Raw genomic sequence first — 13044 nt, 5'->3', positions numbered from 1 at the left:
CGGCGGGCGGGTGGCAGGATCGCGGACATGCCTCTCGTACCGCCCCGGATCAGCAGGCGCCACGCCCTGCGGGCCCTGGTGGCCGTACTCGTCGTGCTCGGGGCGCTGGTGTGGTGGCTGCGGCCCTTCGGGGAGCCGGAGCTGAAGGGCGAGCTGGTGTTCAGCACCGGTGTCCGTACGGGCGTCTACCACCGCTACGGCCAGCTCCTGCAGCCCGAGCTCGCGCGGGACCTGCCGGGGGTGGACGTCCGGCTGGAGACCAGCGAGGGCTCCCAGCAGAACCTCCAGCGGGTTGCGGCCGGGGAGGCCGACTTCACGGTGGCGACGGCGGACGCGGTCGCCAAGTACCGGCTCGACGGGAAGCCCGGCGCGGAGCGGCTGCGCGGCTGCGCGCGGCTGTACGACGACTACGTGCAGCTGGTGGTGCCCGCCGGGTCCCCGGTGCAGTCGGCGCAGGACCTGCGGGGCAAGCGGGTCGCGGTCGGGCAGGACGGTTCCGGGGTGCGGCTGATCTCGGAACGGCTGCTGACGGCGGCGAAGCTGGACCCGCACCGGGACGTCGTCCCGGTGTCCATCGGCATCGACACCATGCCGGCGGAGCTCCAGGCCGGCCGGATCGACGCGTTCTTCTGGTCCGGGGGCCTGCCCACCAACGCGGTGCGGGAGCTGTCGGAGCGGTTCGAGATCCGGCTCGTCCAGCTCGGGGACCTGGTGGAGGAGCTCCAGGCCGGCGGGAGCCCGGCACGGTACTACCGGGCCGCGGTGATGCCGCAGGACGCGTACGCGCGGGCCCGCAACACCTCGTCGGTGGCCACGCTGGCCGTACCGAACCTGCTGGTGACCCGGGAGGACACGGGCGCCGAGCTGACGGAGCAGTTCACCCGTACCGTGATCCTCAGCCGCGACCGGATCGGGCACGAGGTGCACGCGGCGCAGCTGGTGGACCTGCGGACGGCGATCTACACCGATCCGCTGGAGCTGCACGAGGGCGCGATGCGCTACTACCGCTCGGTCAAGCCGTAGCCGCGGACTCCGCGGGCAGCAGCATCAGGGCCGCCGCGGCCGCACCGATCAGGCCCGCGTGGGTGCCGAGGCTCGCCGGGACCACCCGCAGGTCCGAGACGAAGGACAGGGTCGCGTACGAGGCCAGGTGCCGCCGGACCGGCTCGAAGAGGGTGTCTCCGCTGGCGGCGACCCCGCCGCCGATGACCGCGATGTCGGTCTCCACGAGGGTCGCGGTGCCCGCGATGGCGGCGGCCAGGGCTCGGCCCGCGCGGTCGTAGGCGGCCAGTGCGACCGGGTCGCCCGCCTCGGCGGAGGCGGCGACGCCCGCGGCCGTGGGGTCGGGGCCGGTCCAGCCCTGGGCGAGGGCCCACGCGGCGATGGCGGTGCCGGAGGCGATGGACTCGACGCAGCCGCGGCCTCCGCAGACGCACGGCTCCCCGTCGAAGGCGACGCTCATGTGGCCGATGTGGCCTGCGTTGCCGGTGGGGCCGGGGTGGAGCTGGTTGTTCAGGATCAGTCCGCCGCCCACGCCGGTGGAGACCACCATGCACAGCGCGTTCGCGTGCCCGCGGGCCGCGCCCAGCCAGTGCTCGGCGGCGGTCATCGCCACCCCGTCGCCGGCCAGGACCGTGGGGAGCTTCGCCCCGTGGCGTGCCAGCTCCGCCTCGACGCGGGCCCGCACCGGGAACTGCCGCCAGGCCCCGATGTTCACCGGGCTGACGGTGCCCAGGGCGGTGTCCACGGGACCCGCGCTGCCGATGCCGCAGCGCACCGCCGAGGGCCACAGGGGGCTCGCGGCGAGTTCCCCGACGACCTCGGCGACGGCCGCGAAGACGGTGTCGCCGTCGGCGCCGCGCGGGGTCGGGCGGCGGGTGGTGGCCGTCATCGTGCCGTCGGGGTGCACCAGCGCACCGGCGACCTTCGTGCCGCCGATGTCGATCGCCACCGTCAGGCCCCTGGCCGGGGCGGCGGCTCGCGGCGCGGGGAAGGCGGAGGTGGGGGCGGGCGTGGTCACGGTGGCGGCTCCAGGAAGGGTTGATCTCAGTATGCCGCCGGTGGCGGAGCCGTACTCTCACGGGGCTCCAGCCGGGGCCGCTCGCTCTCCCGGGACCGCGGCGGGCCGCCGGCCAGGGCCGCGAGGAGTTCCTCGGCGGCGAGTCGGCCGAAGCCCGCGGTGTCCCGAACCAGGGCGGTCAGCCGGGGGTGGGTGACCCGGCAGAGCGCGGAGTCGTCCCAGGCCACGATCGACAGCCGGCCCGGCACCGGGATGCCCAGCTCGGCGGCGACGGCGATGCCTGCCACCGCCATCACGTCGTTGTCGTAGACCAGCGCGGTCGGCGGCTCCGGTTCGGCGAGGATCCGCCGGGTGGCGGCCGCGCCCTCGGCGTCGGAGTAGTCGGTGAGCACCGAGCGGACCCGGTCCGGGCCGAGTCCGCGCCGCTCGGCCTGCGTGCGCAGCGACTCGATCCGCCGGGCGGTGTGGGCGAGGCCGGGCAGCCCGGCGACGTGGGCGATCCGGCGGTGGCCGAGCCCGTACAGGTGGTCCAGGACCTGGGCCATGGCGCCGGCGTCGTCCGCCCACACCGAGGTCAGGGCTGAGGGCGGGTCGCTCTGGCCCACCGTGACCGCGGGCAGGCCCAGCTGTTCGAGGAGGGCCGGGCGCGGGTCGTCCGTACGCGGGTCCACGACGAGGACCCCGTCCACGCGCCGTTCGGCCCACCAGCGGCGGTAGACGGCGCATTCGGCATCGAGGTCCGGGGCGACCTGGAAGAGCAGGGCGGTGCGTTCGGCGGCCAGGACCTCCTGTATGCCCGAGACGAGTTGGAGGAAGAAGGACTCGACGCCGAGGGTGTGCGCGGGCCGGGCGAGGACCAGGCCGACGGCGCCGGACCGTTCGCCGGACAGGGCGCGGGCGGCGCTGTTGGGCTGCCAGCCGAGCTCCTCGGCGACGCGCCGGATCCGGGCGCGGGTGTCCTGGGACACGCCCGGCCGGTCGTTGAGCGCGAAGGAGACGGCGCTCTCCGACACCCCGGCCCGGCGGGCGATGTCCTTGATGGTGGGTCTGCGGGCCATGGCCTGCCTCAACCTCCGGTGATGCGAACGGCGATGGCCGGACCGTACGCGATCCCGCCCGGGCACACCGCCTGGAGCACCGCGTGGACCACCGCCCGGGCCACCGCCCGGGCCACCGCCCGGTGCTCCTCGGGCGGGGCGGTCGGGGGCGCCCGGGAGTGGTGGCCGGCGCGGCCGAAATACCACTGTCCATTTCTGCATGAGACGCCGGAACTAAACCGCATTAGCTGCATCAGCCTCGGCAATCAGAACCCTTCTGTCAACGGGACTGAAGCGCATAAGTAGCGACTCCTCCGAGGCCCTGTTGACTTCCCCCACCGGGCGGTGCAGGTTAGCCGCGTCCGGCGAATTCCCCTGAACTCCAGGACCTTTCATGCACCCCGCCCCCAGAACCCTCCGCTTCGGCGCGAATTACACCCCGACCCGGGGCTGGTTCCACCACTGGCTGGACTTCGACCTCGACGAGGTCAGGGCCGATCTGGACTCGATCGCGGCGCTCGGCCTCGACCACGTCCGGGTGTTCCCGCTGTGGCCCGTCTTCCAGCCGAACCGGACGCTGATCCGCCCGCGCGCCGTCGAGCAGCTCGTCGCGCTCGCCGACGCCGCCGCCGAGCGCGGACTCGACGTCAACGTCGACGGGCTGCAAGGGCACTTGTCGAGTTTCGACTTCCTGCCCGCGTGGACCGGGACCTGGCACCGGCGCAGCATCTTCGGCGACCCGGACGTCGTGGCCGGGCAGGAGGAGTACCTGCGCACGCTGGCCGCCGCCCTTGCCGACCGGCCGAACTTCCTGGGCATGACGGTGGGCAACGAGGTCAACCAGTTCTCCGACGACCCGCACCCCTCCCCCGACCGGATCACCCAGGAGCAGGCGGGCCGCTGGCTGGAGCGGATGCTCGCCGCCTGCGAGGCGGGCGCGCCCGGGCGGCTTCACGTGCACGCCGAGTACGACGCCGCCTGGTACCGGGACGGGCACCCCTTCACCGTGGCCCAGGCCGCCCGGCTGGGCGGGGCCACCGCCGTGCACTCCTGGGTGTTCAACGGCACCGCGCAGCGCCACGGGCCGACCGGGACGGCGACCGAGCACCATGCCGCGTACCTGGTCGAGCTGTCCAAGGCCTGGGCCCGTGACCCGCACCGCCCGGTGTGGCTCCAGGAGGTGGGCGCGCCGGCGCCGCTGATCCGGCCGGAGCGGGCGGCGCGGTTCACCGAGGCCACGGTGGCGAACGCGCTGGACTGCCCCGACCTGTGGGGCGTGACCTGGTGGTGCTCGCACGACGTGTCCCGGGAGCTGGCGGACTTCCCGGAGCTGGAGTACGGCCTCGGCCTGCTCACCAACGACCGCGGGACCAAGCCCGCCGGCGAGGCCATCGCCCGCATCACCGAGCAGTGGCGGGGCCGGGAGCACCGCCCGGCCGTACGGTCCACCGCGCTCGCCGTGGACGTGGGCGGGGCGGAGGCGGCGCCGAAGCGCTCGGTGTGCGCGCCGGGCGGGGCGTTCTTCGAGGCCTGGGCCACGCTCACCGCGGCCGGGGTGCGGCCGGCGGTGGTGCTGGCCGAGCTGGCCGAGGACCCGGCGCACCTGTCCGCGCGCGGCATCACCGAGGTGCTGAGCGTTCGCGAGGTCATCTGACCGTCCGTACCGAAGGAGCCTGACGTGTCCGAGCCCGGCAACGAGAACGGCAACCAGACCGGCAACGGCGTCGACCCCCGTCCGTCCACCGCCGCCCCGGCCCCCGCCGCCCCCGCGGCGAGACCGACCCGGCGCGGGCTGCTGCTCGCGGCGGCCGGGGGCGCGGCCGTCACCGCCCTGCCGGGGGCACCCGCCCACGCCGCGGCCCCGGCCGCCGCCGCGCGGCCGGGGCCTCCGGCCGACCGGGCCGACGTAGCCGACCCGGCCGAACTGGCCGAACTGGCCGAACTGGCCCCGTACGCCTCCTACTGGTTCCCGGACTCGCTCCCCGAGGGCTCCCCGGGCCCGGGGATCACCTGGCGTTCGCTGAAGCAGTGGACCCCGGAGTCCGATCCGGACCTCGCCCACAACACCGCGACGGTGCCGCTCGCCACCCGGTTCACGCCGGTGCCGCCGAACGCGTCCGCGCGCGCCGGGCAGGCCCGTATCGCCTCGCTCGTGTCGTTCGGTCCGACCGCCGGGAACCCCTCCCAGGGCTCCGCCACCGCCGACTACTACGCCCTCGGCCACTGGGCTTACATCGACGAGCTGGTGTTCTGGGGCGGCTCGGCCGGCGAGGGCATCGTGCTCGCCCCGAACGCGCCCGTGGTCGACGCCGCCCACCGCAACGGCGTGCGGGTGCTGGGCAACGTGTTCCTGCCGCCCGTGGCCTACGGCGGCGACCTCCAGTGGACCCGGGACCTGGTCCAGCGCGACGCCCTCGGCCGCTTCCCGATCGCCGAGCAGCTGGTCCGGGTGGCGACCGCGTACGGCTTCGACGGCTGGTTCGTCAACGCCGAGACCGACGGCGGGGACAGCGGACTCGCCGCCCGGATGCGGGAGTTCCTGCGCGCCCTGCGCGCCGACGGGGAGCCGCACGGCCTGCGGATCACCTGGTACGACGCGATGGACTCCACCGGCCGGGTCCGCTGGCAGGGCGCCCTCAACGAGCTCAACCAGGAGTTCTTCGAGGACCGCCGGGGCGCGGTCGCGGACACGATGTTCGTGGACTTCCGCTGGACCTCCCGGACCCTGGCCGAGTCGGGTGCGCTCGCGGACCGGCTGGGCCGCTCCCGGTACGAGCTGTGGGCGGCCGTGGACACGGAGTCGCGCGGCTGGGATTCGGCCGTCGACTGGGACGCGATCATTCCGCGCGACCCCGGGCGGGACCACGTCGTCGGCTACGGCTTCTACCGGCCCGAATGGACCCGCAACCACCTCACCGACCGCTCCCCCGGCGCCTTCCACCGCGCCGACGACCGGTTCTGGACCGGCGAATCCCTGGACCCCGCCCACCCCGCACACCCGGCCCACCCGGCCCACCCGGCCCACCCGGCCCCCGCATCCGGCTGGCGCGCACCGGCCACCGCCGTCGCCGACCGCTCCACCGTGACCGCGCTGCCCTTCGCCTGCTCCTTCAACACCGGGCACGGCGAACGCTGGTACGAGCAGGGCAGGGCCGTCTCCGACACCCCGTGGAACCACCTCGGCCTACAGGACCGGCTGCCGGGCCGCCGCTGGGTCGTGGAGACCACCGGCGAGCGCCCCGAGGTCGCCCTCGACTTCGCCGCCGCCTGGCGCGGCGGTTCCAGCCTGCTCGTCTCGGGCCGCCTCACCGCCCCGGCCGCGGTCGGGCTGCACTGCACCCGCCTGCCGCTCACCCGCTCCACGGTGCTGGAACTGGTCCACGCGACCGAGTCGGGCCCGGTCACGGTGGAGGTCGGCGTGGCCACCCGCGAACCGGCCGCCCCGGGCGAACCGGTTCCGTACACCTGGCTGAGGGGCGAGGCACTCGGCACCCGGCAGGGCTGGCGCACGACCCGGGTCCGGCTGTCGACGCTGGCGGGCAGGACCGCCCACGGCCTTGCCGTACGGATCACCGGGCGCGGTACGAAACCGGTGCGCTGGCGGCTCGGAGCCGTGACGGTGCGCGACGCGTCCCCGGGGCGGCGGCCGGGTACTCCGGGCACGCCCACCGTGGACGCCTCGACCCAGCACGCCGGCCGGGCGGCGCTGCGGCTGTCGTGGCGCCGGGCAGCCGGGCCGGTCCGCCACTACGAGGTGTCGCGGGTGCTCCCCGACGGCACCCGCCGCTTCCTGACCGGCACCTGCGGTACCGCGGTCCACCTCCCCGCCGTCGCCCGCGCCGGGCGGGAACGGGAGGCCGTCTTCGAGGTGCGGGCAGTGGACGAGCTCTATGTCGTCTCCGGCCCGGCCCGCACCGCGCTGACCTGGGCCGAAGCCCCGTAGAAGGCACACAGCACCCGCCGCCGCCCGCCGGCGCCGCAGCCCTCAGGTGGTGTGCGGGTCCGTACGCGGCACCGTCACCGTGACGCGCAGCCCGTGCGGCGGGTTCGCCTCGTAGGAGAGCGACCCGCCGCCCGCGGCGAGCAGCGCGCGGGAGATGGAGAGGCCGAGCCCGGAGCCCTTGATGTTCTGGTGGCGGCCGCTGCGCCAGAACCGGTCGCCGATCCGCAGGAGCTCCTCGTCGGTGAGGCCGGGCCCCCGGTCCGCGACGACGACGCGTACCGTGCGCCCCTCCACGGAGACCGAGACTTCGACCTCCTCACCCTCAGGGGTGAACTTCAGCGCGTTGTCGATGACGGCGTCGAGGGCGCTGGACAGCGCGATGGGGTCCGCCCAGCCGGTGACGGCGGACCGGCCCGTACCGGTGATCCGGACGCCCTTCTCCTCGGCGTAGGGACGCCAGGCCATGACCCGCTCGGCGGCCAGGCCCCCGATGTCGGTCAGGCTGATCTCCGCGGAGGCGTGCTCGGCCAGCGCCAGGTCCAGCAGGTCGTCCAGGACCTGGGTCAGGCGCTTGCCCTCGGTACGGACGGAAGCGATCTCCTCGTTCCCCTCGGGCAGTTCGAGGGCGAGCAGCTCGATCCGCAGGAGCAGCGCTGCGAGCGGGTTGCGCAGTTGGTGGGAGGCGTCCGCGACGAACGCCCGCTGCTGCTCCAGTACCTCTTCGACGTTGTCGGCCATCTCGTTGAACGAGTGGGCCAGCCTCCTGAGTTCCGGCGGCCCGCCGGCGGCCGCGACCCGGGAGTTCATCCGCCCGGTGGCGATGCCGTGGGCGGCCGCGTCCAGGGTCTGGACGGGCTTGAGCACCCAGCTGGTGAGCCGCAGCGCGGCGCCGAAGGCGACGAGCATGGCGGCCGCCAGCCCGGCGAGGATGAGCAGCCAGCCGCGCAGGATCCGGGCCCGCATCTGGTCGGTGGGCGATTCGGTGGCGACGACGGCGACGACGTCCCCGTCCAGGACGACCGGGGAGACGACGAGGAGTTTGCCGTGGGTCTGCCAGGGCCAGACCTGCCCGGGGTCGTGGCTGCGCCGCCCGGCGAGGGCGTCCGTGAAGGCGCGGGAGCCCTCTCCCGACTTGGGGAGCTCCCACCAGCCGGGGGCCCGGGCCATCGCGTTGTCGTCGCGGTTGAAGATGCCGACGCGGATGCCGTACAGCTCCTGGTAGCGGGCGAGGTCGTGCTGGAGGGTCTCGCGGCGCTCGTCCGCGCCGGTGGCGTTGGAGCCCTCGGCGTCGATGACGAACTGGGCGAGGGCGGCGAAGCGGGCGCTGTCGTCGATCCGGTCGACCACCACGCGCTGCTGCTGTCCGGCGGCCAGGCTCACGGCGAGCGGGAAGCCGAGCGCGAGCAGCGTGCCCGCCATGAGGATGACGAGCAGCGGGAGCAGCCGGGCGCGCACTGCGGGTCCCGCTAGGGGGCGGCGGGGGTGACGAGCCGGTAGCCCACCCCGCGGACGGTCTCGATGAGGGCGGGCATGCGCAGCTTGGACCGCAGTGAGGCGACGTGGACTTCGAGGGTCCGGCCGGTCCCCTCCCAGCTGGTGCGCCACACCTCGCTGATGATCTGTTCGCGGCGGAAGACGACGCCGGGGCGCTGCGCGAGCAGGGCCAGCAGGTCGAACTCCTTGCGGGTGAGCGGCACATCGGCGCCGTCGACGGTGACGCGGCGGGTGGGCAGCTCGACGCTGACGGGCCCGAGGCGGACGACGGACGGCGATCCGGTCCCGGTGGCGGTGACTTCCTCCGCCGAGGCTCCGGTGCGCCGGGCGACGGCGTGGATGCGGGCGAGGAGTTCGCCGGTGTCGTAGGGCTTGACGACGTAGTCGTCGGCGCCCATGTTCAGGCCGTGGATGCGGGAGCGCACATCGGCCCGCGCGGTCACCATGATGACGGGCGTGGCGGTGCGCTTGCGGATCTTGCCGCAGACCTCGTACCCGTCCTGGTCGGGCAGTCCGAGGTCGAGCAGGATCACCCCGTAGGACGCCACCTGGGGCGGCGCTCCGGCGGGCAGCAGCGCCTGGAGGGCCTCCTCGCCGCTGCGGGCGTGGGTCACCTGGAAGCCGTGCCGGGACAGGATCGCGGACAGGGCGGCGGCGACGTGGTCGTCGTCCTCGACGAGCAGCAGTCTCATGGCGTCCCCCACTCCTGTTCCCGACATCCTGACGTCCCGGCATCATGATCCGGGCCACCATGCATCCACGCCGATGGGGACGCCCACGTCAAGCGGGTTCCGCCGCGGCGCGTCTTCCGTTATGCACCCGGTACGAGCAAGGGGGCCGATGCTCCTGTGCCCGCACGGAGCGTATCCGGGCGAGGCCGGATCGTTATGCTCAATTCTCCCTCAGATGTGATGACGGTGTGCGCGCCTCATCACTACTGTCCTCCCAACCGAGGAGGACGGAGCAAGAAGCCGATGAGCGGAGTATCAGTGACCAAGGACGTGCAGGACGCGGCCGGTGCCGCGGACGACCTGGTCGTGCTGAGCAACGTCAACAAGCACTTCGGCGCGCTGCACGTGCTTCAGGACATCGATCTGAGCATTGCCCGCGGTGAGGTCGTCGTGGTGATCGGCCCTTCGGGGTCGGGCAAGTCCACGCTGTGCCGGACCATCAACCGCCTGGAGACGATCGACTCGGGCACCATCACGCTCGACGGCAATCCGCTGCCCTCCGAGGGCAGGGAGCTGGCACGGCTGCGCGCCGATGTCGGGATGGTCTTCCAGTCGTTCAACCTCTTCGCGCACAAGACGGTGCTTCAGAACGTCATGCTGGGCCAGCTCAAGGTCCGCGGGACGGACTCGGGCACCGCCCACACGAAGGCGATGGCACTCCTGGAGCGGGTCGGGGTCGCCTCGCAGGCGGACAAGTACCCGGCGCAGCTCTCGGGCGGCCAGCAGCAGCGCGTGGCGATCGCCCGCGCGCTGGCGATGGACCCGAAGGTCATGCTGTTCGACGAGCCGACCTCGGCGCTCGACCCCGAGATGATCAACGAGGTGCTGGAAGTCATGCAGCAGCTCGCCGCCGAGGGCATGACCATGGTGGTCGTCACGCACGAGATGGGCTTCGCCCGCTCTGCGGCCAACCGTGTCGTCTTCATGGCCGACGGAAAGATCGTCGAAGAGGCCACGCCCGAGCAGTTCTTCAGCAACCCGCGCAGTGACCGCGCCAAGGACTTCCTGTCGAAGATCCTGCACCACTGACCTTCGTGGTGATAGTGATCCGGTGACGGATCACCAGGTCGGCCCTCCGGGCCGGCCCGTCCGGCCGGCGGTGCGTCGCACACGTCGCTCGTCGTTCAACAACGTCTCATCCGAGGGAAGTTCACCATGAAGCTTTTCAAGGCCGGTGCGGCCGCGGCCGTCGCCGTCACCCTTGCCCTGACCGCGACCGCGTGCGGCGGCGACAGCGACAAGGCCGCCAGCGACGGCGGTCCGAGCGGCGGCGGCAACAAGGACAAGATCGTCATCGGCATCAAGTTCGACCAGCCGGGTGTGGGCCTCAAGACCCCCGACGGCAAGTACACGGGCTTCGACGTCGACGTGGCGACCTACGTGGCCAAGGAGCTCGGCTACCAGCCGGACCAGATCGAGTTCAAGCAGGCCATCAGCTCCGAGCGCGAGAACCTCATCTCCAACGGTGACGTGAAGCTGGTCGTCGCGAGCTACTCGATCAACGACAAGCGCAAGGAGAAGGTCAGCTTCGCCGGCCCGTACTTCCTCGCGCACCAGGACCTGCTGGTCCGCGCCAACGACACGTCCATCACCAAGGCCGAGGACCTGAACAAGAAGAAGCTCTGCTCGGTCACGGGCTCCACCTCGGCGCAGAACGTCAAGACGAAGCTGGCCCCCGAGGCCGACCTGCAGGAGTTCCCGGGCTACTCCGAGTGCCTGACCGGCCTGGAGAACAAGGCCGTTGACGCGCTGACCACGGACAACTCGATCCTGGCCGGCTACGCCTCGCAGGACAAGAACAAGGGCAAGTTCAAGCTGGTCGGGCTGAGCCTGAGCAACGAGAACTACGGCATCGGCCTGAAGAAGGGCGACACCGAGCTCCAGGGCAAGGTCAACGCCGCGCTCAAGAAGATGGTCGCGGACGGCGCATGGCAGGCGGCCGTGACGAAGAACTTCGGTCCGGCCGACTACAAGAACGAGCCTGCCCCGCAGATCACCGAAGGCAGCTGATTCATCGGTGAGAGGCGTCGCCGCCCGCCTGTCACGGGCGGCGGCGCCCCTCACCGGCCATCCTGGGGAGAGCGCAGGGCATCGTGTTCGATTTTCTTGATTCTGGGCAGTACGACCTGCTCGGAGCCTTCTGGGTGACGGTTCAGCTCACCTTCTACTCGGCGGTCGGGTCCCTGATCTGGGGCACCGTCCTGGCCGGGATGCGAGTCGGTCCGGTCCCGTTGATGCGGGGCTTCGCCACCGCGTACGTCAACGTGGTCCGCAACACCCCGCTCACCGTCCTGATCATCGGGGCCTCGCTGGGCCTGAGCCAGACGCTCGGCATCACGCTGGGCGGCGGCACGTTCAAGGAGACCGGCTTCCGGGTCGCGATCCTCGCACTGACCGCCTACACCGGCACCTTCGTCTGCGAGGCGCTGCGCTCGGGCATCAACACCGTGCCGGTCGGCCAGGCCGAGGCGGCCCGCGCACTGGGTCTGAGCTTCTTCCAGGTGCTCACCCTGATCGTGCTCCCCCAGGCCTTCCGCGCGGTGGTGGCGCCGCTCACCAACGTACTGATCGCACTCACCAAGAACACCACGGTGGCTGCGGCCATCGGCGTGGCCGAGGCGGCCCTGCTGATGAAGGAAATGATCGAGAACGAGGCGGACGCGCTCTTCGCCGTCTTCGGGGTCTTCGCCCTCGGCTTCGTCCTGCTGACCCTGCCCACCGGCCTGCTGCTGGGCTGGGTGGCCAAGCGAGTGGCGGTGAAGCGATGACCTCCGTGCTGTACGACGCTCCGGGCCCGAAGGCGAAGGCCCGGAACTGGATCTACTCCGCCGTCTTCGTCGTGCTGGTCGGACTCGCCCTGTGGTGGGCGCTGGGCCTCATGTCGGAGAAGGGCCAGCTCGACGCCGACAAGTGGAGCCCCTTCTTCACCGACGGCAAGATCTGGACGACGTTCCTGATTCCCGGCCTGCTGGAGACCCTCAAGGCCGGCGCCATCTCCATCGTGATCGCCCTCCCGCTGGGTGCACTGCTCGGCATCGGCCGACTGTCCGACCACGCCTTCGTGCGGGTACCGGTCGGCGCCGTCGTGGAGTTCTTCCGCGCCATCCCGGTGCTGATGCTGATGCTGTTCGGCTACCAGCTGTACGTGCAGTTCACCGACGTCCCGACGGACACCCGGTCGATCTACGCCGTGGTGACGGGCCTGGTCCTCTACAACTCGGCCGTCGTCGCCGAGATCGTACGGGCGGGCGTGCTCTCCCTGCCGTCCGGCCAGACCGACGCCGCCAAGGCGATCGGCATGTACAAGGGCCAGACCATGGTCCACGTGCTGCTCCCGCAGGCCGTCACCGCGATGCTGCCGGCACTGGTCAGCCAGCTCGTGGTGATCCTGAAGGACACCGCGCTGGGTGGCGCGGTGCTGCACCTCGGCGAACTGATGTCGATGAACCGGCAGATCTCGGCGAACTACAGCAACACCATCGCGACGCTCTTCGTGATCGCGCTGCTGTACATCGCGGTGAACTTCGCCCTCACCACCTTCGCCTCCTGGCTCGAAGGCCGCTTGAGGAAGTCGAAGAAGAGCACCGGCACGATCGTCGACCTCACCAAGATCGAGGCGGGCGACGCGACCTGACCGTCCGTCGGACGACTGTTCGACATCGGTGCGACGGCCCTTCTTGCAACGGGCCTGACAGCCGGTCAGTACACTGGCGCGACACGTGTGGTGGGGGGGGGGGGGGGCGCCCCCCCCCCCCCCCCCCCCCCGGCCCGGCGTGCCTTGGGCCAACAACCTCAATCGGTTGTTTTTGTTTTTTTTTT

General features: G+C 72.3%; 11 protein-coding genes. 7 read left to right on the top strand and 4 right to left on the bottom strand.

Features of this window, described 5'->3' with window-relative positions; genetic code table 11:
• Window positions 1-27: 27 nt before the first annotated feature.
• The gene (locus ACZ7GJ_RS23960) at window positions 28-1023 is read left to right on the top strand and encodes a TAXI family TRAP transporter solute-binding subunit (protein WP_470754533.1); all 996 of its coding nucleotides are present in this window, start codon (window positions 28-30) and stop codon (window positions 1021-1023) included.
• On the opposite strand, the gene ACZ7GJ_RS23955 is transcribed toward ACZ7GJ_RS23960, so the two are convergent.
• Together ACZ7GJ_RS23955 and ACZ7GJ_RS23950 are read right to left on the bottom strand one after the other, a co-directional pair.
• On the bottom strand, window positions 1013-1957 hold the full coding sequence (locus tag ACZ7GJ_RS23955) for an ROK family protein (protein WP_470754674.1): 945 nt from the start codon (window positions 1955-1957) through the stop codon (window positions 1013-1015). The genes ACZ7GJ_RS23960 and ACZ7GJ_RS23955 overlap by 11 nt on opposite strands.
• An 89-nt stretch (window positions 1958-2046) precedes the next feature.
• Entirely contained in the window at window positions 2047-3078 is a 1032-nt protein-coding gene (locus ACZ7GJ_RS23950) for a LacI family DNA-binding transcriptional regulator (RefSeq protein ID WP_470754532.1), read from the bottom strand.
• 373 nt (window positions 3079-3451) lie between these two features.
• Between ACZ7GJ_RS23950 and ACZ7GJ_RS23945 the strand changes: the two genes are divergently transcribed.
• Both ACZ7GJ_RS23945 and ACZ7GJ_RS23940 read left to right on the top strand, forming a co-directional pair.
• The gene (locus tag ACZ7GJ_RS23945; RefSeq protein ID WP_470754531.1) at window positions 3452-4711 is read left to right on the top strand and encodes a glycoside hydrolase 5 family protein; all 1260 of its coding nucleotides are present in this window, start codon (window positions 3452-3454) and stop codon (window positions 4709-4711) included.
• Between the two features lie 138 nt (window positions 4712-4849).
• Complete coding sequence (locus tag ACZ7GJ_RS23940; protein ID WP_470754673.1) at window positions 4850-7000, top strand: endo-beta-N-acetylglucosaminidase; 2151 nt, start codon at window positions 4850-4852, stop codon at window positions 6998-7000.
• A 42-nt stretch (window positions 7001-7042) separates the two neighbouring features.
• On the opposite strand, the gene ACZ7GJ_RS23935 is transcribed toward ACZ7GJ_RS23940, so the two are convergent.
• Window positions 7043-8455, bottom strand: a complete 1413-nt coding sequence (locus ACZ7GJ_RS23935) for a sensor histidine kinase (protein ID WP_470754529.1) — start codon at window positions 8453-8455, stop codon at window positions 7043-7045.
• Window positions 8456-8466: 11 nt separating this feature from the next.
• Complete coding sequence (locus ACZ7GJ_RS23930) at window positions 8467-9186, bottom strand: response regulator transcription factor (protein ID WP_470754528.1); 720 nt, start codon at window positions 9184-9186, stop codon at window positions 8467-8469.
• Window positions 9187-9468: 282 nt separating this feature from the next.
• Between ACZ7GJ_RS23930 and ACZ7GJ_RS23925 the strand changes: the two genes are divergently transcribed.
• From ACZ7GJ_RS23925 to ACZ7GJ_RS23910, 4 genes are all read left to right on the top strand, one after another.
• Entirely contained in the window at window positions 9469-10254 is a 786-nt protein-coding gene (locus tag ACZ7GJ_RS23925; protein ID WP_470754526.1) for an amino acid ABC transporter ATP-binding protein, read from the top strand.
• A 126-nt stretch (window positions 10255-10380) separates the two neighbouring features.
• On the top strand, window positions 10381-11235 hold the full coding sequence (locus ACZ7GJ_RS23920; protein ID WP_470754525.1) for a glutamate ABC transporter substrate-binding protein: 855 nt from the start codon (window positions 10381-10383) through the stop codon (window positions 11233-11235).
• A gap of 83 nt (window positions 11236-11318) precedes the next feature.
• On the top strand, window positions 11319-11993 hold the full coding sequence (locus ACZ7GJ_RS23915) for an amino acid ABC transporter permease (RefSeq protein WP_470754522.1): 675 nt from the start codon (window positions 11319-11321) through the stop codon (window positions 11991-11993).
• A complete protein-coding gene (locus ACZ7GJ_RS23910) occupies window positions 11990-12859 on the top strand; it encodes an amino acid ABC transporter permease (RefSeq protein ID WP_470754520.1) in 870 nt (289 codons plus the stop codon). The genes ACZ7GJ_RS23915 and ACZ7GJ_RS23910 overlap by 4 nt, the downstream gene beginning before the upstream one ends.
• Window positions 12860-13044 lie beyond the last annotated feature (185 nt).

This window comes from Streptomyces sp. NPDC037242 (assembly GCF_055604165.1).
Note: the sequence above shows the minus strand (reverse complement) of the source record. Positions and strands in the feature narration are given on the sequence as shown.

Bases quoted from the DNA above. Each gene is read 5' to 3' on its own strand.
- ACZ7GJ_RS23930 (WP_470754528.1), bottom strand. From the start codon at position 9,186: ATGAGACTGCTGCTCGTCGAGGACGACGACCACGTCGCCGCCGCCCTG.
- ACZ7GJ_RS23950 (WP_470754532.1), bottom strand. From the start codon at position 3,078: ATGGCCCGCAGACCCACCATCAAGGACATCGCCCGCCGGGCCGGGGTG.
- ACZ7GJ_RS23910 (WP_470754520.1), top strand. From the start codon at position 11,990: ATGACCTCCGTGCTGTACGACGCTCCGGGCCCGAAGGCGAAGGCCCGG.
- ACZ7GJ_RS23960 (WP_470754533.1), top strand. From the start codon at position 28: ATGCCTCTCGTACCGCCCCGGATCAGCAGGCGCCACGCCCTGCGGGCC.
- ACZ7GJ_RS23945 (WP_470754531.1), top strand. From the start codon at position 3,452: ATGCACCCCGCCCCCAGAACCCTCCGCTTCGGCGCGAATTACACCCCG.
- ACZ7GJ_RS23920 (WP_470754525.1), top strand. From the start codon at position 10,381: ATGAAGCTTTTCAAGGCCGGTGCGGCCGCGGCCGTCGCCGTCACCCTT.
- ACZ7GJ_RS23925 (WP_470754526.1), top strand. From the start codon at position 9,469: ATGAGCGGAGTATCAGTGACCAAGGACGTGCAGGACGCGGCCGGTGCC.